Origin of the sequence: Micromonospora rhizosphaerae (assembly GCF_900091465.1) — a bacterium.
GTDB lineage: Bacteria > Actinomycetota > Actinomycetes > Mycobacteriales > Micromonosporaceae > Micromonospora > Micromonospora rhizosphaerae.
Window position 1 is genome coordinate 1,539,800 of the sequence record NZ_FMHV01000002.1, and the last position, 19,083, is coordinate 1,558,882.

General features: G+C 72.6%; 21 protein-coding genes and 1 tRNA gene. 12 read left to right on the forward strand and 10 right to left on the reverse strand.

Features of this window, described 5'->3' with window-relative positions; translation table 11 throughout:
* Positions 1–102 precede the first annotated feature (102 nt).
* Positions 103–945: a RecB family exonuclease gene (locus GA0070624_RS07550; protein ID WP_245719132.1), complete on the forward strand. Its 843-nt coding sequence runs from the start codon at positions 103–105 to the stop codon at positions 943–945.
* Between the two features lie 133 nt (positions 946–1,078).
* Here the strand turns inward: GA0070624_RS07550 and GA0070624_RS07555 are convergent, their stop codons facing one another.
* Positions 1,079–1,936 (reverse strand): oxygenase MpaB family protein, encoded by an 858-nt coding sequence (locus tag GA0070624_RS07555; protein WP_091338038.1) that lies wholly within the window; start codon positions 1,934–1,936, stop codon positions 1,079–1,081.
* Positions 1,937–1,995: 59 nt separating this feature from the next.
* Positions 1,996–2,424, reverse strand: coding sequence for a Fur family transcriptional regulator (locus tag GA0070624_RS07560; RefSeq protein WP_091338041.1), 429 nt, complete (start codon positions 2,422–2,424; stop codon positions 1,996–1,998).
* A 199-nt stretch (positions 2,425–2,623) separates the two neighbouring features.
* Between GA0070624_RS07560 and GA0070624_RS07565 the strand changes: the two genes are divergently transcribed.
* Positions 2,624–3,106: a DUF2231 domain-containing protein gene (locus GA0070624_RS07565; protein ID WP_091348338.1), complete on the forward strand. Its 483-nt coding sequence runs from the start codon at positions 2,624–2,626 to the stop codon at positions 3,104–3,106.
* Positions 3,107–3,137: 31 nt separating this feature from the next.
* Here the strand turns inward: GA0070624_RS07565 and GA0070624_RS07570 are convergent, their stop codons facing one another.
* The gene (locus tag GA0070624_RS07570) at positions 3,138–3,506 is read right to left on the reverse strand and encodes a hypothetical protein (RefSeq protein ID WP_091338044.1); all 369 of its coding nucleotides are present in this window, start codon (positions 3,504–3,506) and stop codon (positions 3,138–3,140) included.
* A gap of 173 nt (positions 3,507–3,679) precedes the next feature.
* On the opposite strand from GA0070624_RS07570, the gene GA0070624_RS07575 reads away from it, so the two are divergent.
* Positions 3,680–3,862 carry a hypothetical protein gene (locus tag GA0070624_RS07575; protein ID WP_091348340.1) on the forward strand — a complete coding sequence of 61 codons (183 nt, stop codon included), beginning with the start codon at positions 3,680–3,682 and terminating at the stop codon, positions 3,860–3,862.
* A gap of 344 nt (positions 3,863–4,206) precedes the next feature.
* Here GA0070624_RS07575 and GA0070624_RS07580 read toward each other — a convergent pair whose 3' ends face one another.
* From GA0070624_RS07580 to GA0070624_RS07595, 4 genes are all read right to left on the reverse strand, one after another.
* Entirely contained in the window at positions 4,207–4,716 is a 510-nt protein-coding gene (locus GA0070624_RS07580) for a flagellar biosynthesis protein FlgA (RefSeq protein ID WP_091338048.1), read from the reverse strand.
* 150 nt (positions 4,717–4,866) lie between these two features.
* Complete coding sequence (locus tag GA0070624_RS07585; RefSeq protein WP_091348255.1) at positions 4,867–5,943, reverse strand: IS110 family RNA-guided transposase; 1,077 nt, start codon at positions 5,941–5,943, stop codon at positions 4,867–4,869.
* 327 nt (positions 5,944–6,270) lie between these two features.
* Positions 6,271–6,681: an FmdB family zinc ribbon protein gene (locus GA0070624_RS07590; RefSeq protein ID WP_245718697.1), complete on the reverse strand. Its 411-nt coding sequence runs from the start codon at positions 6,679–6,681 to the stop codon at positions 6,271–6,273.
* Positions 6,682–6,702: 21 nt separating this feature from the next.
* Positions 6,703–7,332: a 5-formyltetrahydrofolate cyclo-ligase gene (locus GA0070624_RS07595; protein WP_091338054.1), complete on the reverse strand. Its 630-nt coding sequence runs from the start codon at positions 7,330–7,332 to the stop codon at positions 6,703–6,705.
* An 83-nt stretch (positions 7,333–7,415) separates the two neighbouring features.
* Between GA0070624_RS07595 and GA0070624_RS07600 the strand changes: the two genes are divergently transcribed.
* The 6 genes from GA0070624_RS07600 to GA0070624_RS07625 all read left to right on the forward strand — a co-directional run bounded on the left by GA0070624_RS07600 (position 7,416) and on the right by GA0070624_RS07625 (position 13,957).
* Positions 7,416–9,635, forward strand: a complete 2,220-nt coding sequence (locus tag GA0070624_RS07600) for a sensor domain-containing diguanylate cyclase (RefSeq protein ID WP_176731621.1) — start codon at positions 7,416–7,418, stop codon at positions 9,633–9,635.
* Positions 9,636–9,644: 9 nt separating this feature from the next.
* Positions 9,645–10,598: a UTP--glucose-1-phosphate uridylyltransferase gene (locus GA0070624_RS07605; protein ID WP_091338057.1), complete on the forward strand. Its 954-nt coding sequence runs from the start codon at positions 9,645–9,647 to the stop codon at positions 10,596–10,598.
* Positions 10,595–11,908: a molybdopterin molybdotransferase MoeA gene (locus GA0070624_RS07610; protein WP_091338062.1), complete on the forward strand. Its 1,314-nt coding sequence runs from the start codon at positions 10,595–10,597 to the stop codon at positions 11,906–11,908. Before GA0070624_RS07605 ends, GA0070624_RS07610 begins: the two co-directional genes overlap by 4 nt.
* A gap of 164 nt (positions 11,909–12,072) precedes the next feature.
* Positions 12,073–12,720, forward strand: coding sequence for a GNAT family N-acetyltransferase (locus GA0070624_RS07615; RefSeq protein ID WP_091338066.1), 648 nt, complete (start codon positions 12,073–12,075; stop codon positions 12,718–12,720).
* 177 nt (positions 12,721–12,897) lie between these two features.
* Positions 12,898–13,677 carry a divisome protein SepX/GlpR gene (gene sepX / locus GA0070624_RS07620; protein ID WP_176731622.1) on the forward strand — a complete coding sequence of 260 codons (780 nt, stop codon included), beginning with the start codon at positions 12,898–12,900 and terminating at the stop codon, positions 13,675–13,677.
* Between the two features lie 206 nt (positions 13,678–13,883).
* Positions 13,884–13,957, forward strand: a tRNA-Ala gene (locus GA0070624_RS07625).
* Between the two features lie 6 nt (positions 13,958–13,963).
* On the opposite strand, the gene GA0070624_RS34625 is transcribed toward GA0070624_RS07625, so the two are convergent.
* Both GA0070624_RS34625 and GA0070624_RS07630 read right to left on the reverse strand, forming a co-directional pair.
* Positions 13,964–14,110 (reverse strand): hypothetical protein, encoded by a 147-nt coding sequence (locus tag GA0070624_RS34625; protein WP_176731623.1) that lies wholly within the window; start codon positions 14,108–14,110, stop codon positions 13,964–13,966.
* A 210-nt stretch (positions 14,111–14,320) separates the two neighbouring features.
* Positions 14,321–15,073 (reverse strand): GbsR/MarR family transcriptional regulator, encoded by a 753-nt coding sequence (locus GA0070624_RS07630; RefSeq protein ID WP_091338072.1) that lies wholly within the window; start codon positions 15,071–15,073, stop codon positions 14,321–14,323.
* A 227-nt stretch (positions 15,074–15,300) separates the two neighbouring features.
* Here GA0070624_RS07630 and GA0070624_RS07635 point away from each other — a divergent pair, with 227 nt between their 5' ends.
* Genes GA0070624_RS07635 through GA0070624_RS07645 form a run of 3 tightly spaced genes read left to right on the forward strand, consistent with a single transcriptional unit; the run spans position 15,301 to position 17,729 of the window.
* Positions 15,301–15,966 carry a DUF4097 family beta strand repeat-containing protein gene (locus tag GA0070624_RS07635; RefSeq protein WP_091338075.1) on the forward strand — a complete coding sequence of 222 codons (666 nt, stop codon included), beginning with the start codon at positions 15,301–15,303 and terminating at the stop codon, positions 15,964–15,966.
* 12 nt (positions 15,967–15,978) lie between these two features.
* Entirely contained in the window at positions 15,979–16,941 is a 963-nt protein-coding gene (locus GA0070624_RS07640) for an ATP-binding cassette domain-containing protein (protein ID WP_091338078.1), read from the forward strand.
* Positions 16,938–17,729: an ABC transporter permease gene (locus GA0070624_RS07645; RefSeq protein ID WP_091338082.1), complete on the forward strand. Its 792-nt coding sequence runs from the start codon at positions 16,938–16,940 to the stop codon at positions 17,727–17,729. Before GA0070624_RS07640 ends, GA0070624_RS07645 begins: the two co-directional genes overlap by 4 nt.
* 132 nt (positions 17,730–17,861) lie before the next feature.
* On the opposite strand, the gene GA0070624_RS07650 is transcribed toward GA0070624_RS07645, so the two are convergent.
* Complete coding sequence (locus GA0070624_RS07650) at positions 17,862–19,037, reverse strand: MFS transporter (protein ID WP_245718698.1); 1,176 nt, start codon at positions 19,035–19,037, stop codon at positions 17,862–17,864.
* Positions 19,038–19,083: the final 46 nt, after the last annotated feature.

Consider the following 19,083-nt stretch of genomic DNA (forward strand, 5'->3'; position numbering starts at 1 on the left):
GGTGGCAGGATCTCAGGCGTGCGACGACCCTCCCCGACCGGACGACCGGCCGCCGGCGGCCGGGCCCCCCACCCGCGCGCCGAGCAGCTCGGCTTCGAGGGCATGCCGGAGCGGCTCTTCGTCTGCACGCCGAGCAAGCTCGGGGCCTACGCGGACTGCCCGCGCCGTTACCGCTACTCGTACGTCGACCGTCCCGCGCCGCCGAAGGGGCCGCCGTGGGCGCACAACTCGCTCGGCGCAAGCGTCCACACCGCCCTGAAGAACTGGTACGCGCTCGCCCCGGAGCGCCGCCGCCCGGAGGCGCTGGCCACGCTGCTCAAGGGCACCTGGGTGCGCGAGGGCTATCGCGACGACGAGCAGGAGCGGGAGGCCTACCGCCGGGCCCTGAGCTGGCTGGAGTCGTACGTCGCCGGCCTCGAGCCCGGCGTCGAGCCGGTCGGGGTGGAGCGGGTGGTGGCGGTCAAGACCGCGGTGCTCGCCTTCAACGGCCGCGCCGACCGGATCGACGCCCGGCCCGGCCCGGACGGCCCCGAGCTGGTCATCGTGGACTACAAGACCGGCCGCACCGGCCTGGACGCCGACGACGCGCGCGGCTCGCAGGCCCTCGCGCTCTACGCGTACGCCGCCGAGCGGGTGTTCCGCCGGCCGTGCCGCCGGGTCGAGCTGCACCACCTGCCCACCGGCACGGTCGCCGCGCATGAGCACACCCCCGAGTCGCTGGCCCGGCAGGTCACCCGGGCCGAGGAGACCGCCCGGGACATCATGGCCGCCGAGCGGGCGGTCGCCGACGGCGCCGACCCGGACGAGGCGTTCCCGACCACACCCGGGCCGCGCTGCGGCTGGTGCGACTACCGCCGCACCTGCCCGACCGGGGCGCAGACTCCGGGCAAGGACCCGTGGGCGGCCGTGGACCTACCGGCCGAGACCATCTCCGACCAGGACTGACCACGTCCGGCACTCGTCGTCGTGGCCGACCGGCGGTCGGCGGTCGGCCGGCGGTCGTGGGATGCGGCCAATCCGGGCGGCCGGACGCCCTGGATTGCCGCAACCCGCGTCGGTCTTCACCACCAAGGCTGGCTCAGCCGGCGGCGGCGGTGCGGCGGGCGGCGCGTTCCTTGGCCGCCTGCTGCCTCGGGCCCTCCCGGTAGCGCCGGGGCAGCGCCGCGAGGGCGAGCCGGAGCGCGCGGACGCTCAGGTCCGCGGAGAGCGCGGTGGTGGGCAGCCCGAGGCCGCCGTACAGCCGCCGGGCCCAGGCCGGCAGCAGCCCCAGCGCGGTGCCGGCGATGCCGAGGTACGCCCAGCGTGGCGGCCCGAGGTCCACGCCGAGCCGGGCCGGCAGGCTGAGCTTCCAGGGGATCGGTGGAGCGGTGAGGAACAGGGCCGTCTCGGCCGCCTCCTTCGTCATCCGCAGGTCGCCGCGGACCTGCCGGTAGTAGTCGTCCACCTCGTCGGCGGTGCCCGGCACCTCGGTCGGGCTCAGCCCGACCAGGGCCGCCGCCCGGCGCTGTTCGGTGTAGTAGCCGTCCACCTCGGCATCGGTCAGGGCCAGACCCGCCCGGCGGGCGGTGCTGACGAAGGACTCGACCTCGGCGACGTGCACCCAGCGCAGCAGTTCCGGGTCGTCGACCCGGAACTCCTCGCCGGTGAACGGGTCGGTGGCCCGCATCCGGGCGTGCAGCGTACGCAGCCGCTGGCCCGCCGCCTCGGCCTCGGCCGTGGTGCCGTAGATCGTCGTGGCCACGTAGGTGGCGGTGCGGATCAGGCGACCCCAGGCGTCGGTGCGGTAGTTGCTGTTCTGGGCGACCCCGGCCATCGCGCGGGGATGCAGCGCCTGGAGGTAGAGCGAACGCAGGCCTGCAACGAACAGGATCGGCTCCCCGTGCACCTTCCACGTGACCGATCCCGGACCGAAGAGGCCGAGGTCATCGGAGTCCACCGCCCAAGAGTGCCACGGCAGGGGTGGCGGCCCGGGCCGTCGCGCGGTCGGCGGCGGGGTCAGTCGTCGGTGGAGCGGCGGGCCTGGCAGGCGGGGCAGAGGCCCCAGAAGGTCACTTCCGCCTCGTCCACCTCGAAGCCGTGCGCGGTGTTCGGGTCGAGGCAGGGGGCGTTGCCGGTCGCGCAGTCGACGTCGGCGATCTCCCCGCAGCCCCGGCACACCACGTGGTGGTGGTTGTCCCCGACGCGGGCCTCGTACCGGGCGGGGCTGCCGGCCGGCTCGATCCGGCGGGAGAGCCCGGCCCGGGAGAGCGCGCCGAGCACGTCGTAGACAGCCTGGGTGGAGACGGAGTCCAGGCGCTCGCGGACCCGCCGGGTGATCTCGTCGACCTCCAGGTGGCCGCCGGCCGCGAGCACGTCCAGCACGGCGAGGCGCGGTCGGGTGACCCGCAGGCCCCTCGACCGGAGCAGTTCCTCGCCACTGGACATGAGCTAATGACAGCACGACGCCACGGGAGCGACAAGCTAGCTCGGGAGCGGGTGGCCCGCGACACAGCGGCCGAGTGACCTGCCCGGGCGTGCGGTGAACCGGATCCGGGGCAGCCGCGTGTATCGAATCGACGAACGGCGACGACGGCACCCGTCGTACGCTGACTGCCGCTACCCACCCCACTTGCCGGAGGTGTCGGTGTTCAGGGAAATCAACGGACTGCCCGGTCATGTCCTGGTCATCCACGCCGTCGTGGTGCTGGTGCCGCTGCTGGCGCTGCTCTCCGTCGCGTACGGGGTGCTGCCCCCGTGGCGGACCCGCTTCGGGTGGGCGGTGGCGGTCCTCGCCGTGCTGACCCCGATCATGACCTTCGTGGCCAAAGAGTCGGGCGAAGAACTGGAGGCGGTGCTCAAGGGGCGGGGCTACCCCCCGGAAGGCCTGCGCAAGATCCAGGAGCACTCCGAGTACGGCGGCACGCTGCTCTGGTTCACGATCGGCCTCGCCGTGGCGGCGCTGCTGCTGCTGGTGCTCACCAGCGGCCACGAACGGGTGCGGCGACTGCCCTCCTGGCCGGCCCCGGCTCTGACGCTGGTGGTCGCCGTCCTCGCGCTGTTCGCGCTGGTCTATGTCTACAAGACCGGCGACACCGGCGCGAGGATGGTCTGGAGCGACATCGTCTGACCGGCCGGGCGCGGGGTGGTGGCAGGACGGTTCAGAAGAGCACCCGGGAGCAGAGCAGGCAGAGCAGGATCACCAGGACCACCCCGGCCACCGCTCCCAAGCTGTAGGTGAGCCGCTGAGCCCGCTGCTCCGCCGCGTCCATGCCGGCCATGTCCTGCGGCGGCAGTTGTCGCGGCGGCGCCGGCTGGAGGTGCACCGGGGGCCGCCAGCCGGGCGGCGGTGGAGTGGTGGGCGGCGGGCCGGCGTAGCCGGGGCCGCCGGTCGGCTGGCCGGGTGCGCCACCGGTGGACTGGTCTGACGCGCCACCGCTCGGCTGGCCGGGCGCCCCGCCGGTCGGCTGGTCCGGCGCCGGGCGTCGCCAGAAGTCGTCCTCGGAGCTGGCACCGCTGGGCGTCGTCACGCCGTCCGACGCTACCAACGCCTCGGCCCACCGGCGGCTCGACGCGACAGGCGATCGGGCCCGGCGTGCGGGCGCTGCCCGGGACCCTTGCCTTGCGGGCAGCCGTTGCGAGGGGTCTGCCGGGCGGCCGGATCGCTGGGGTGGGGCCGGACCGGACGGTATTCTTGCCGCTCGTGAGCACCGTGGACCCCGGCACGCAGAGTATGCGCGGCGATGACGACCGCACGATCGACCTCAGCGACGACTTCGTGGTGCTGCCCGAGCAGACGGCGGACGACACCGACCGTGGCTGGGGGGAGCGGAACGGCAGCAACGACGACTGGCTGCTCGCCGAGCGTCCCCCGCACTGGGACTGACCTGCCATCGCTGCCTGCTGCCGGCCGCCCGGGCCGGCGGTCGGCGCGGATGCCCTCAGTCCGGTCCGCGGGCCGGCGACGGATGCGGGTTGAGGTCCGGCTGCCGCCGCTCGTGGCGTTCCACCGAAACGTTGCTCGTCCCGTCCGTCCCGCGCATCGGCCGGATCCCCCGCGTCATCCCTGCCACCCCCGGGACACACAGCCCGTGTGCCGGGCAGGTGCCGTGGCAACAACGGTGGCCTCCACGGTGAGCCGATCACTCTGGGTTGCAATATCGCCCGCGACGGCGGACAGAGGCCCTGTCAGTGACTTCCGGGAGCCCGCAGGGCCTCGGCCTGGAGGGCTCAGCCGCGGACGACGACCGCGAAGCGGCTTCCCTCGGGTAATCCGACGGCGCGCTGTGCCTGCTCGGGCGCGAGCGCCAGGTAGAGCGCGGACGATCCATCCGGCGCCTCCGCGCCGACGACGTCAAGCACCAGCGCCCGGGATGCGAGGAGCGCGATCTCGGCTGTCGCCCTACCCGGCGGTACGACCAGCAGGTCCACCCGGGCACCCGGACGCAGCACCGCGAGCGCGGCCGGCTCGGCCAGCCGGATCGGTACGCCCACCGAGCCGCTGGGCAGCGGCAGCGCTTCGCCCCGAGCACCGTTCTCCGGCGGCCTGCCGTCACCGCTGGCCGGTGCGGTCGGGGGCGGGGTGACCGGCGTCGCGCCGGGCGGGCAGTCGGACGGCGTCTGCAGGACGGCTGCGGCCAGGCCGAGCAGCATGGCGACCAGCGCCGCCCGCAGCAGCGTCCCGCTGCGGGGCAGTCCCCGCCAGCGCACCGGACGCAGTGATCCCTCGCTCGCCGTCACCCGTGCCTCCCCGCCTCGGCGGCCGCGCGGCACCCGCGTGCCGACGCCCGGTCAGCAGGCTAGGGGGCTGGACGCCGGCAACGCCGGCGCTGGCGGGCGAGCTGTGGACAAACGGCCTGCCTGATGCTCCTGTAATGCAAGCCGGGCTGGTCAGAGCTCTGCGAGGGCTGTGGATGACGGGGGCCGGATGCGCAGGGATTCCAAGATCAGCGGGTAGACCTGACGCGCGATGTACCGCTTCAGACATCGGGAGATGTCTTTGTTGCTCAGTCCTTGCTCGCGTCGGCGCTCGACGTAGGTCTGCGTCTCGGGATGGCAGCGCATCCGGTTGACCGCCACGATGTAGAGCGCCCTGTTGGCCATCCTGTCCCCGCCTCGGTTGAGGCGGTGCCGGTCGGTGCGACCGGAACTGGCGGGGATGGGTGAGACCCCGCAGAGTGCGGCGAACGCCCGCTCGTCGCGGATCCGCTCCGGGTTGTCGCCGGCGGTGATGAGCAGCTGCGCGGCGACTTCAGGGCCGACTCCGGGCAACTCCAGCAGCTGCGGGGCGGCCTGCTTGAGCAGCACCTGCAGGTCGACGTCGGCGGCCCGGATCTCGCGGTCCAGGTCGATGATGCGACGCGCCAGCCGACGGATCGCGGTCTTGGTCGCCGCGATCGGGTCGGCGATGTCCAGGGCCGGCCGCAACGCGGCAGCAGTCATGATCAGCTCCGAGTTGCGCAGGTCCAGCAGTTGGGTGCGCAACGGTTCCGGGGCGGTGCGGACCATGCCGACCAGGGCGTTGAGCGCCGCGGTGCGCGACTTCACCGCTGAGGTGCGGGCCACGCGGATGACCCGGATGGCCTCCACCTGCCCGTCTCGGTTCTTTGGGGTGGTGGACGCGGTGCCGGCCAGCACCGCCCGAGCGGCGGCTTCGGCGTCGATCGGGTCGGACTTGCCGCGCTGACGGCGCATCTTGCGGTTGGGCCGGTCGACCTCCACGAGATGCACGCCCTGGGCGCGCAGGTAGCGGGCCAGGCCGACGCCGTAGCTGCCGGTGCCCTCGATCCCGATCGACCGCACCGGACCGTGTTCGCTCATCCACGCCAGCAGCGCCCGGTAGCCAGCCACCGTGGTGGGGAACTGGCGATGGCCATGCATCCGGCCGACCTCGTCGATGACCACGGCGGTGTGGGTATCGGCGTGGGTGTCAACGCCGCCGATGACTTCGAACTGGTGATCTGTCATGGTGGGAGTGCTGTCCTTCCAGGTGACCAACCGGGGCAGCACGCACCGTCGGGCGGACGGACAGCACGGTGATGGGACCTCTTGCACAGGCTCCTGTCAGGTCACACCCGTCCGTTCGGCGCGTGCACCCGGCGCGGCCGACAAATCAGGCGAAGGGCAGCCGAGGCGCCAGGTGGATAAAGAGTCAGACCAGCGCCGGGAGCACGACGATCATGGCCGACCGGGCGGGACGAAGCATCTCACCGTGGACAACGCCCGCTCGGCGTCGAAGTCTGCTACGCAGGGTCCGCGAGCCGACCGGGCCGTCGGCGCACGCTGCGGTGGGCGTCAGGAGGCGGCGCTGGCGGCCGGGGCCTTGGTCGACCCGCCGTTGGTCGAGGCGGACGAGCCGTTGCTCGACCCGGTCGAGGAGTTGGACGAGCCGTTGCTCGACGACTCGGCCTTCGCCGGCTTGCTCGCGGTGCTGGTCGCGTTGTCCGAGCCGGACGAGCGCGAGTCGGTGCGGTAGAAGCCTGACCCCTTGAACACGATGCCCACCGAGTTGAAGAGCTTCCGCAGCCGCCCCTCACACGCCGGGCACTCGGTCAGCGGCTCGTCAGAGAAGGACTGCACCGCCTCGAGCTGGTGGCCGCACGCGGTGCAGGCGTACTGGTACGTGGGCACGTTCTCCTCCGGATCTGGCACGGCCGGTTGGCACTCGACGCTTTCGAGTGCCAATGGTGCGTCATCGGCGAGCATTCGTCCAGCGGAAGTGTGCCGTCAGACACCGGACGCCCCGGCCAGGGTACGCAGCCCCGCGGCGGGCGTGATCACGGCGCGGACCGGGCGGTCGTGCGGCTGGGCGGGGACCATCTCGACCAGCTCCCCATCGTGCAGCAGCGCCACGGTCAGGGTCGTCGCGGGCACCCGGGCCAGCGCCCGGTCGTACGAGCCGCCGCCGCGGCCCAGCCGGAACCCCCGGTGGTCCACCGCCAGCGCCGGGACGACCACCAGCTCCGCCTCGGCCACCGCCGCCCGGCCCAGCCGGGGGCCGGTCGGCTCGCGCAGCCCCCGGCCCGCCGCGACCAGCGACTCCGACCCGGTGTACGGCGCCCAGTCCAGGTCTAGGTCGTCGAGGAGCACCGGCAGCAGCAGCTCGGCCTCCGGCGGGAGCGCCGACCGCAGCACCGCCGGCAGGTCCGGGCCACCGGGCTCCGAGCCGACCGGGACGTACGCGGTCATCCGGGCGGGGCGCAGCCGGCGTACCAGGGAGACCAGCTCGGCCTGGACGCGCGCCGCCGCCTCGGCCCGGCGCGGAGCGGGGAGCGACCGGCGGTGGGCGAGCAGCGCGATCCGGACGTCCCGCTTCGCCTCATGGGTCACTTCCGCTTCATCAGAAAATTCCGGCACGCAACACTCCTGACGCAACGCTTGCCTCCCCGTCGCTCTGTGTCAGCATCGCTGCATCGAGCGCGGACCTTCCGGGGGGAAGCTTGACGCTACGCGTGCGGTTGACGGCGGCCTTCCTCACGGTGGTGCTCGGCCCCGTCCTGCTCGGCGCGTTCTTCGTCGGCTCCACCATGGCCGCCGTCGATCGCAGCCGCTCCATCGAACGGCTCGGGCTGGCCGCCGCCGGTGTGCGTACCTCGGTGGACGCCCTCTGCCAGCAGCTGCGCGCGGCGGCCGACGCGGTCGCGCTCGTCGCCGAGCCCGCCGCCCGGCCCGGCGCGGCCGCTCAGGTGGTCGGCCGGGGCCTGGCCGCGGCCGTGCTGGTCAGCGACACCGCCGGCCGGACGGTCCACGCCACGGCCGGTGGGCCGGCAGCTCCCTGGCAGGACTGTTCCGGCCCCCCGCCGGCCACCGGCCCGGTCCGGGCGCTCGCCGCCCGGGTCGAGCTCCGCGACCCCACCGGCGCCGACCTGGGCACAGTTTCCGCCGCCCAGCCCGTCGACCCGGCCTTCGTCGCCCGGCTCGCCGCGGTGACCGGGGTGGCGGTCACCCTGCTCGACGACGGCGACCACCTCGACCGGGTCACCCACACCACCGAGAACCGGGAGGAACGCGAGGCGGTGCTCGCCGCCGCCCGCACGGTCGACGGGGACCGGGTCACCGAGGCCGCCGACGGCCGGTACGTCCGCCGGGTCGGCCCGTTCCCGGGGCTTCCGCTGCCCCTGGTGCTCTCGGTCCCCGGGGAGCGACCGCCCGGCCTCAACGCCGCGCTGTTGGGCGCGGTGGTGCTGGCGGCGCTGCTCGCCGTGTTCGCCGCCTGGCGGCTGGCCAGGGTGACCACCCGGCCGTTGGTCGAGCTGGCCGGGGCGGTGGACCGGGTGACGGACGGCGACCTGACCGCCCGGGTGCCCGTCCGCAGCCGGGACGAGATCGGTCGGCTGGCCAGTGCGTTCAACCGGATGACCCGGGAGACCGGCAGCTACGTTGCGGCGCTGACCAGCAGCCGGGACCAGTTGCGCGGGCACCTTGCGGTGCTCGGCGACACCCTGGCCAGCACCCACGACCTGCAACGCATCCTGCGGCTGATCCTGCACAGCGCGATCGCGGCGACCGGCGCGCGAGCCGGGGCGGTGCTGCTGCTCGACGCCGGTGGCGTGCTGGTCGGCCAGTGCACCGAGGGGCTGGAGGGGCGCTGGCCCAGCGGCGATCCGTCGGACCCGGCGACGTTGCGGGTGCCGGTCGGCGCCGGTGTGATCGGCGCGGTGGTGGCCACCGGGGAGCCGCGACGCGGCCGGTGGGCGCCCTCGGCGACCCCGACCGGAGAGCCGGAGTGCGAGACGTACATCGCGGTGCCCTTCGCCGCGCCCCGGGCGGCGGAGCTGGGCGGGCGCGGCGGTGCCGACCGGCCCGGGCATCCGCCGGCCGGCGGGGACGGCGACGGCGGCACGGCCGGCGGCGGCGCGCTGGGCGTGCTGGCCCTCTACGACCGGCTCGGCGCCGACGAGTTCGACGACGACGATCTGGTCACCCTGCGGACCTTCGCCGGGCACGCGGCGGTGGCGGTGGACAACGTGCGGGTGCACGAGGAGGCGCAGCGGCTGTCGCTGACCGACCCGCTGACCGGGCTGTGGAACTACCGCTACCTGCGCGAGTCGATCCGGCGCGAGGTCGAGCGGGCCAACCGGTTCGGCCGGATGCTCAGCGTGCTGGCGCTGGACCTGGACCGGTTCAAGGACGTCAACGACACCTGGGGCCACGCCGCCGGCGACGCCGTGCTGGTGGAGTTCGCCCGCCGCGTACGCGGCGAGATCCGCGAGGTGGACCTGGCCTTCCGGCAGGGCGGTGAGGAGTTCGTGGTGCTGCTACCGGAGACCGACGCCCGCGGCGCGACGATCGTGGCCGAGCGGCTCGGCGCGGTGGTCCGGGACAGCCCGGTCCCGGTGAACGGGCACTCGGAGGAGCCGGTGCGGGTGCCGGTGACCGTCTCCATCGGCATCGCCGTCTACCCCGATCACGCCACCAGCGGGCAGCAGGTGCTCGACGCGGCGGACGACGCCCTCTACGCGGCCAAGGCCGCCGGCCGGGACGGCTACCGGGTGGCCCAGGTGGGGAGCCGGCCGCCGGCGCGGGAGATCCCGGTGCCGGCCGGGGCGGCGAGCCCGCCGGACGGACCGGCCCGGGCCGGCGGCCCGGACACCGCGGGTGGGGCCACGGGTGGCGCGTCTTCCGGTCCTCACCCGCCACGGCAGAGCCGTGGCCGATAGTCTCGCGGCATGTCGGAGCACTCAGCGAATCCTTCAACGGCCGCCGCGACCGGCCGTCCGCGCGCGGTCAAGGCCGTCATTCCGGCCGCTGGCCTGGCCACCCGGTTCCTGCCGGCCACCAAGGCGGTACCCAAGGAGCTGCTGCCGGTGGTCGACCGGCCGGTGCTGGAGTACATCGTCGAGGAAGCCACCCAGGCCGGGATCAATGACGTGCTGCTGATCACCGGCCGCGGCAAGACGTCGATGGTGGACCACTTCGACCGCCGCCCGGACCTGGAGGCCAAGCTGGAGGGGAAGCCCGAGCTGCTGGCCGCGGTGCAGCGCCAGAGCGAGCTGGCCGAGATCTTCACCTGCCGGCAGCCCGAGCAGCTGGGGCTCGGCCACGCCGTCGGGTACGCCGAGTCGCACGTCGGCGACCAGCCCTTCGCGGTGCTGCTCGGCGACGAGTTCGTCAAGCTCGACGAGCCGCTGCTGCCGGCCATGATGGAGCTGCAGGCGCGTACCGGCGGCGTCGTGCTGGCCTTCTTCGAGGTCGACCCGGCCGAGACCAAGCGCTACGGCATCGCCTCGGTGGCGCCGGCCGAGCCCGAGCTGCACGACATCGGCGACGTCGTCAAGGTGACCGGCATGGTGGAGAAGCCGAAGCCGGAGGACGCGCCGAGCAACCTGGCCGTCCTCGGCCGGTACGTGCTGCCGGGGACGATCTTCGATGCGATCCGGCGGACGAAGCCGGGCAGCGGCGGCGAGATCCAGCTGACCGATGCGATGGAGCTGCTGCGTACCGAGGGCACGCCGGTGCACGCGATCGTCTACCGCGGCACCCGCTACGACACCGGCATGCCGCTGGGCTACCTGCAGACGGTGGTGCAGATCGCCGCCGAGCGCGAGGACCTGGGCCCCGAGTTCCGCAAGTGGCTGGTCGAGTTCGTCAACACGGACCTGTCGGGCGGTTCCAGTAGATGACCGCGACGGCCGACGCCGAGGCGGCCGCGAACGAGTTGACGCCCCTCGCCGACTACCTGGGCAGCGTGCTGCGCAGGTTACGTGCGCTGCCTCCGCTCGACCTCGACCTCACCCAGGCGTACGGCAACGTCCTCGCCGAGGACGTCGTTGCGCCGCACTTGTTCCCCGCCTTCGACCAGGCCTCGGTGGACGGGTACGCCGCGCGCTGGGAGGACATCTCCGGAGGGAGCCGGGGCCAGGGCTACGTCCCGGCCCCCTCCGGCACGCCCGGTGGGCGGAGCATCCGGCTGAACGTGGTCGGCGACCTGGGCGCGGCGAGCTGGCGACCGGTGCGGCTCACCCCGGGCTCGTGCTTCTCGGTCGCTGCCGGGGCGCCGCTGCCGATCGGCGCGGACGTGGTGGTCCCGGTGGAGTGGACCGACCAGGGCATGGCCGCGGTGGAGATCTTCCGCGCCCCCAATCGGGGGTACGGCGTCCGCCGAGCCGGTGAGGAACTGCCCGCCGGTACCCTGCTCGCCCGTGCCGGCACGTACGTCTCGCCGGCGCTGGTCGCCGTCTTCGCCGCCACCGGGATCGGGCACGTGGTGGTCCGGCCCAGCCCCCGCGTGGTGGTCGTGGCCACCGGCGACGAGCTGGTCGACGTTGGCCGGGGCAGCCAGCCCGGCCAGGTGGTGGACACGAACTCGCACGCGCTGACCGCCGCCGCGGCCGAGGCCGGCGCGCTGGCGTACCGGGTCGGGATCTGCGACGACGACCCGGAGGCGCTGCGCGGCCTGCTGGAGGACCAGACCCTGCGGGCCGACCTGATCATCACGACCGGCGGCACCGGCACCGGGCCAGGCGACATGGTCCGCCGGATCCTGTCCCGACGGGAAGGCGGCCGGGCCGGACCGGTGGCCTTCACCGAGGTCGCCCTCTATCCCGGCACGGCACTCGGATTCGGTACGGTCGGCGCCGAGGAGGTGCCGGTGGTCTGTCTTCCCGGTGAGCCCGGCGCGGCGATGATCGGCTTCGAGGTGCTGGCCCGCCCGGTCATCCAGCTGCTGGCCGGGGCGGAGCCGGTGTTCCGGCCCGGCGTCCGGGCACACCTGCTGGAGACGATCTCGTCCCCGGTGGGGCTGCGCGAGTTCCGCCCGGCGCACGTCGCCGAGCGGCGCGGCGGCGGCTACACCGTGCAGCCGCTCAGCGGCGGGCCCTTCACCCTCTCCGGCCTGGCCGAGGCGAACGGCCTGCTGGTGCTCGGCGAGCGGGTGACCACCGCCGCGGCGGGCTCCACGGTCGACGTCCTCCTGCTGGACCGGCGTCGGTGAGCGCGAGGAGTGAGCTTGCGAGCCCCGCAGTCGCGAGCGAAAGGCAGGCTCGGTGAGCGCGAGGAGTGAGCTTGCGAGCCCCGCAGTCGCGAGCGAAAGGCAGGCTCGGTGAGCGCGAGGAGTGAGCTTGCGAGCCCCGCAGTCGCGAGCGAAAGGCAGGCTCGGTGAGCTTGTTCGGGTCGGGACGGTCGCCGGGCTGGCCGGCGGTGCTGGTGGACGGTCCGGTGGTGCTGCGGCCGTACCGGCGCTCGGACGCCGCCGCCTGGTCGGAGGTACGCCGCGCCAACCAGGCCTGGCTCTCCCCGTGGGAGTCGCACCTGCCCGGCAGTTGGGATGAGCTCAACTCCCCGGCGTCGTTCCGCTTCGTCCACAAGGACCAGCGGCGCTCCGCGCGCACCGGTGAGGGCATGCCGTTCGCCGTCTGCCTGCGCGAGGACGGCCGGGAGCGGCTGGTCGGGCACATCAACATCGGCAGCATCGTCCGGCGGGCGTTCTGCTCCGGGTACGTCGGCTACTGGGTGGACTCCCGGGTGGCCGGTCGCGGGATCATCCCCACCGCAGTGGCGCTCGCGGTGGACCACGCGTTCGGCCCGGGCGGGCTGCACCGGGTCGAGGTGAACATCCGGCCGGAGAACCGGCCGTCCCGGCGGGTGGTGGAGAAGCTGGGTTTCCGCGAGGAGGCGTACCACGTCCGCTACATGCACATCGACGGCGCCTGGCGGGACCACATCGGATACGCGATGACCACTGAGGACGTGGCCGCCGAGGGTGGGCTGCTGGCCCGCTGGCACCGGATCCGCTCCGCCGGGTGAGCCGTCCCCCGGGCGGGATCGGCGCGGCGCGCCGGCATCACGGTTGGCGGCCCGTAACCTCAAGTAACTGCAAGCTCGGGCAAGCGCCGCCCGCCCGCAAGATCTGCGCCGTGGACCACGTTCCGTGGAAGATCCTGCGGCCGGCCGGCGAATGCCCCGAATTCGGTGACGGGAGGGGTGAGGGTGCCGACCTCGGTGCTCCTCGCCGTCCTCGCCGCTGCCGGCCTGCTCGCCCTCGCGCCGGCGCTGGTTCGCCGGTACGACGCGACCGAGCGGCTGGTGGCGGAGCGGGCGCAGTCGACGGCGCGGGTGCTCCAGCGCCGCCGCCGGCGCCGGACTGTGCCGGGACGGCGGCCGATCAATCCGCCCCGGACCCTCGTCGTCACCTTCAGTGAAGACTTGGCCACGGGGAGTCTGCGCGCCCCGGTCTCCGCGCCGCCCGCCTCCCGCCGGACCAACCGGCTGCGGGCGGTGTCCCCCGGCCCGAACCGGTCCCGTCGGCGGCACCCGCCGAAGCGGCGCCAGCACACCCCGGCGATCTACCGCCGCCGCCGGGTGCTTGCCGCACTGCTGCTGCTCAACGGCGTCGAGCTGATCGGCGTGGCGGTGGTCGGCCCCGGGTTCTGGATCGGCTTCTCGGTCACCGGGACGCTGCTGGTGGCGTACGTCGTACACCTGCGGCAGCGGGCGCTGGCCGAACGCCGGCGGCGGCGGGCGGAGGCCCGGGAGGCGGCCTGGCTGGCCGCCCGGCAGGCCGAGGTGCGGCGGGAGCAGGCGCGGCGGGCGGCGGCCCGGCGGGAGGCGCAGCGCCGGCTGGCGGCCCAGCGCGAGGCGGTCCGGCGTACGGCGATGGGCTTGGACCACCCCGCCGCGAGTGGGGTCTCGGTCTCCTACCGCCGCGCCGGCGGCCTCCGCGGCCGCGCCTACGAGGCCGGCCGCGGCTCCCACACGGCCTGACCTGCCTTTGCCTCGCATCGATCATGAAGTTGTCGTGACCGTTCAGCACCTGTATGTCCGCCTCGTCAGCAGGCACAACTCCATGATCGGCGGCTGCAAGGGGTGAGCCGGTGGGGTGATTCGCTGCGGGGGCGGGTTACCTGTTAGCCTTGTCGCCGGCCCGCCCGGTGTATGCCGGGTGGGACCGATGCCGGCTCGCCGGCGGAGGGGCTGTAGCGCAGTCCGGTAGCGCACCTCGTTCGCATCGAGGGGGTCAGGGGTTCAAATCCCCTCAGCTCCACCCAGTTCAAAAGCCGTCTCCCGGTGTTGGGGGACGGCTTTTTCGATCTTGTACAGCAGCGCCGTACAGCAGCTCAGGTGTGTGTAGTTGCTCGCCGAGGCGCTTGAGCGCCGTCTGGGCGGCTTCCGAGGTGGCCTCGCTGTAGATGTTCATGCGCTCTTGATCTTCCTGGCGGGAGCGTAGGGCGGTGGCGCAGATGGCCGGCAGGGGCAGGTTGGCGTCCGAAGACTCGGCTGCGATGAAGGACTTTGCCGACCTCACCGACCCGCAGGAACGAGGCCGCCTGGCGGGCGCGCGATGGGGTCGGCTCAGGTTGAAGGAACCGGCGCGGGCACCACTAGCTGTGACCATCAAGACGGCTGTCTATCCGCGATCTGAACTTGGCGTGGCAGTGCCGCCTGAGGTCGCTTCGGTTTTCGTGTAGAGGATCTCGCGGGCCTGCTCCGCGGCGCGGGTGATGCTCTCGGCGACGAAGTCGACGAAGCGGGCGATGTTCTCGAGGCGGGCGGCGGCCGGGGTGTCGGGGCCGAGGATGCTGACGCCCTGCCGTGCGGTCTCGGCGAGCTGGGCGTTGGATCGGGCGCCGGCGATCATGCCCTGGTACCAGACGTCGTCGTCGACGACGTAGCGCTCGCGGCGGCGTTCGTCGCGTTCCCGGCGGATGAGGCCCTGGCTTTCGAGGAACGTGATCGCTTTGGAGATGGACGCCGGGCTGACCTGGAGGCGCTGGACGAGTTCGGACGCGGTGAGGCTGCCCGCGTCGGTGGTGTAGAGGCAGGTCAGCACCCGGGACATCATCTTGGGCAGGCCCTGTTGCACGAGGAGCGTGGTGAACATCTCCTCGTACTCGCGCACGGCCTCGGCGTCGCGTCCGTGGGCCTGCGGGGGCGCCTGCGGCCCTCGGGGAGCCTGCCTGCGCCGGTGGGCGCGGCGTTCGGTGGCGCGGTGGGCCAGGTCGGCACGGTAGGCGGTGGGGCCGCCGTTCCGCATCACCTCACGCGTGATCGTCGAGGTCGGGCGGTCGAGACGTCTGGCGATCTCCGCGTAGGCGAGCCCGTCGGCCAGCCCCAGCGCGATCTGCTGGCGTTCTTGCTGAGTGAGCCTGCCTCCCGGCATCGCGATCTCCCTTCATGCTCCCTTGCTGCCTTCCAGCATAGCGTTCACTCCCCAGCCAATGCAACGAACCGGGTGCCCGCCGTTGCGTTAAAACTAATACCGTTGCAACGATAACTGGCCTTTTACCTGCATCAACGCCGACTACATGCAACGAGCTTGTTGCGCGATTGTCGAACGCAACGTAGCGTTTCCGGCGTCAGAAACAACAAGCGCAGGAGGAGAGCACGATGCAGAAGTTCGACACCCCCACCCCGATCTCCGCCGTCCTCGACATCCCCGCGGGGCGCGTCCAGTTCATCGCCGCCGACCGGGCCGACACCACGGTCGAGGTCCTGCCCGCGGACGCCTCGAAGGGCCGCGACGTGAAGGTGGCGGAGCAGACCAGGGTCGAATACGGCGACGGCGTCCTGCGGATCGAGGCCTCGGCGAAGAACCAGATCCTCGGAAGCTCCGGATCCATCGAGGTGACGGTCCAGCTGCCCGCCGGTTCCCGGGTCAAGGTGAAGGCGGCCAGCGCCGAATTCCGGGCCGTCGGACGGTTCGGCGACGTCGCCGTCGACGGCGCGCACGGCGCGATCAAGCTCGACGAGGCCGCGAGCGTCCGCCTCACCGCCCTCGCCGGTGACGTCTCGGTCGGCCGCCTCAACGGCCCCGCGGAGATCAGCACCGCAAAGGGCGACATCCGGATCGCCGAGGCCGTGCGCGGCACGGTCGTGCTGCGCACCCAGGCCGGCGACGTGTCGGTCGGCGCCGCCCACGGAGTTTCCGCCTCCCTGGACGCCGGCACCACCTACGGCCGGATTCACAACGCGCTCAAGAACACCGAAGGCGCCGCCGGCCTGAACATCCACGCGACCACCGCCCACGGCGACATCGTCGCCCGCAGCCTCTGAGGAGCACCCATCATGACCAACCTGGCCATCGCGGCGAACGGGCTGCGCAAGTCCTACGGCGACAAAGTCGTGCTCGACGGCGTCGACCTGGCCGTCCCCGAAGGAACGATCTTCTCCCTGCTCGGCCCGAACGGCGCCGGCAAGACCACCGCCGTCAAGATCCTCTCCACCCTCATCTCCCCCGACCCCGCCTCCGGCGACATCCGCGTCGGCGGCCAGGACCTCGCCACCGACCCCCAAGCGGTCCGCGCCGCGATCGGCGTCACCGGCCAGTTCTCCGCCGTCGACAACCTGATCACCGGCGAGGAGAACATGCTCCTCATGGGCGACCTGCACCACCTGTCCAAGGGCGAAGGCCGCCGCACCGCCGCCGAGCTCCTGGAACGCTTCGACCTCACCGACGCCGCGAAGAAGCCCGCCTCCACCTACTCCGGCGGCATGAAGCGCCGCCTCGACCTCGCCATGACCCTGGTCGGCAACCCGCGGATCATCTTCCTCGACGAACCGACCACCGGCCTCGACCCCCGCAGCCGCCACAACATGTGGCAGATCATCCGCGAGCTCGTCTCCGACGGCGCCACCGTCTTCCTCACCACCCAGTACCTGGAGGAGGCCGACGAGCTCGCCGACCGTATCGCCGTGCTCAACGACGGGAAGATCGCCGCCGAGGGCACCGCCGAGGAGCTGAAGCGGCTCATCCCCGGCGGGCACGTCCGGCTCCGCTTCACCGACCCGGCCTCGTACCAGTCCGCGGCCTTCGCGCTTCGCGACGCCACCCGCGACGACGAGTCCCTCGCGCTGAGGATCCCCAGCGACGGCAGCCAGCGCGAGCTTCGCTCCATCCTCGACCGGCTGGACTCGGCCAGCATCGAGGCCGACGAGCTGACCGTGCACACCCCCGATCTCGACGACGTGTTCTTCGCCCTGACCGGCGGCGCCGGCGTCCCCCACCAGCCCAAGGAGGCCGTCCGATGAGCTCCCTCTCCCTGGCCGTACGCGACTCGTCCACGATGCTGCGCCGCAACCTCCTGCACGCGCGGCGCTATCCGTCCCTCACCCTGAACCTGCTGCTGACCCCGATCATGCTGCTGTTGCTCTTCGTCTACGTCTTCGGCGACGTGATGGGCTCGGGCATCGGCGGCGCCGGTGCGAACCGCTCCGAGTACATCGCGTATGTCGTCCCGGGCCTCCTGCTGATGACCATCGGCAGCACCGTGATCGGGACCGCGGTGTCCGTCTCCAACGACATGACCGAGGGCATCATCGCCCGCTTCCGCACGGTGGCGATCCACCGCGGTGCGGTGCTCGTCGGGCACGTCGTCGGCAGCGTGCTGCAGTCGATCATGAGCGTGGTCCTCGTGGGCGCAGTCGCCGTGGCCATCGGCTTCCGGTCTACGGATGCCGGCGTCCTGGAGTGGCTGGCGGCGTTCGGGCTGCTCGTGCTCTTCGCCATGGCGCTCACCTGGATCGCGGTCGGCATGGGCCTGATCAGCCCGAACGCCGAGGCCGCCAGCAACAACGCGATGCCGATGATCCTGCTGCCGCTCCTCTCCAGCACATTCGTCCCGGTCGACGCCATGCCCGGCTGGTTCCAGCCGATCGCCGAGTACCAGCCGTTCACGCCCGCCATCGAAACCCTCCGGGGCCTGCTGCTCGGCAGCGAGATCGGCCACAACGGGTGGCTCGCGGTCGTCTGGTGCCTGGGTCTCGCGGTGCTCGGCTACTTCTGGTCGACCTCGAAGTTCAACCGCGACCCGAAGTAACCGCCATGACAGCGCGGGGCGCCTCCCGCAACTCGTCCCGCCCGACGGCGGCGTACTCCGACACCGCGTCGGCGTACGCCGCCCCGTCGGCGTGTCAACTCTCGCATCGAGGGGGTCAGGGGTCCAAATCGCCTAGGTCAGCTGGGCGGGTTGCTCCGCGTACGGGCGCGTCCGCTCCGCCCACCGCACGAAGTACGGCGTCACCAGACCCGCTACGACGAACACGCCGCCGAGCAGGAGCCAACCAGGCACTCCCCAGGTGATGCAGAACAGTGCCAGTACGGTGGGAGCCACCACATTGGCCAGGCCGGCCCCGAACCCGAACAGCCCCATGTACTGCCCTTGCGCGTGGGCGGGAGCGAGGCTGAATCGCAGTTCCAGCGAGCCCGCCGTGTGCCAAAGTTCACCGATGGTGTGGACAAAGATGCCGACGACGATGCCGATGAGCGCGAGCCACGAGGGAAGTCCTGCCGCTGCGGCAATCGCGGCCATGCCGACGAAGAACGCCACACCCGAACGGCGCATCGCTTTCCCGGCGCTGGCGCTGTCATTGACCGTTCGACTGGCCCTGACTTGGAGCAGCACCACAAGAACGGTATTGACCAGTGCTGCCGCGCCAACCAGCCACCGGGGTGCGCCGGTGTGCCCCACGATCCAGAGTGGCAGTGCGAATAGCAGCACCTGATGGTGAATCGACATGATGCCGTCAAGCACGGTGATGGCAACGTACCCCCGGTCCTTCAACACCTGCCAGCGGTCGGCCCTTGGCGGCGCGGGCACGGGCGGTAGTGACGGCAGCGCGGCAATGATGGCGGCACTGGCCACGAAGCTGAGCGCATTACCCAGCACCAGGGCCAGGTAGGCCGGACGCGTGTCCAACTGCACGGCGAAGCCGGCAGCCATGGCGGCGCAACTCCCGGCGAGATTTGCGACCGAGCGCAGGTAAGCGCGGTACCTGCTGAGGTCGGCACCGCCGATTCCGCGAACCAGCGGGCCACGCGCCGCTCCCCCCGCTGAACGGGCTAGTTCACCCAGGCAGAGCGCCGCCAGGACCAGCCAGAACGACTGCACGAGTACCAGCGCGGCCATCGCCAGACCCTGCATGACGAGCATCCACAGGTAAATCTCTCGCGGCCCTCGTCGGTCAGCGAGATGTCCGACCGGTACGCCGGCAAAAAGGCCAACGGCAGCCGCGCCGCCCATTCCTAGTCCGACCTGTGCTAATGGGAGACCGACGACGCGGGTGAAGAAGAGCGCGGCGCTGACCATGAAGACGCCACTGCCAATCATGTTGACGAACGTCGCCAACGCGAGAATCCGCTGCGGACGCGTCTCAGGGATCAGTCCGCGTCGG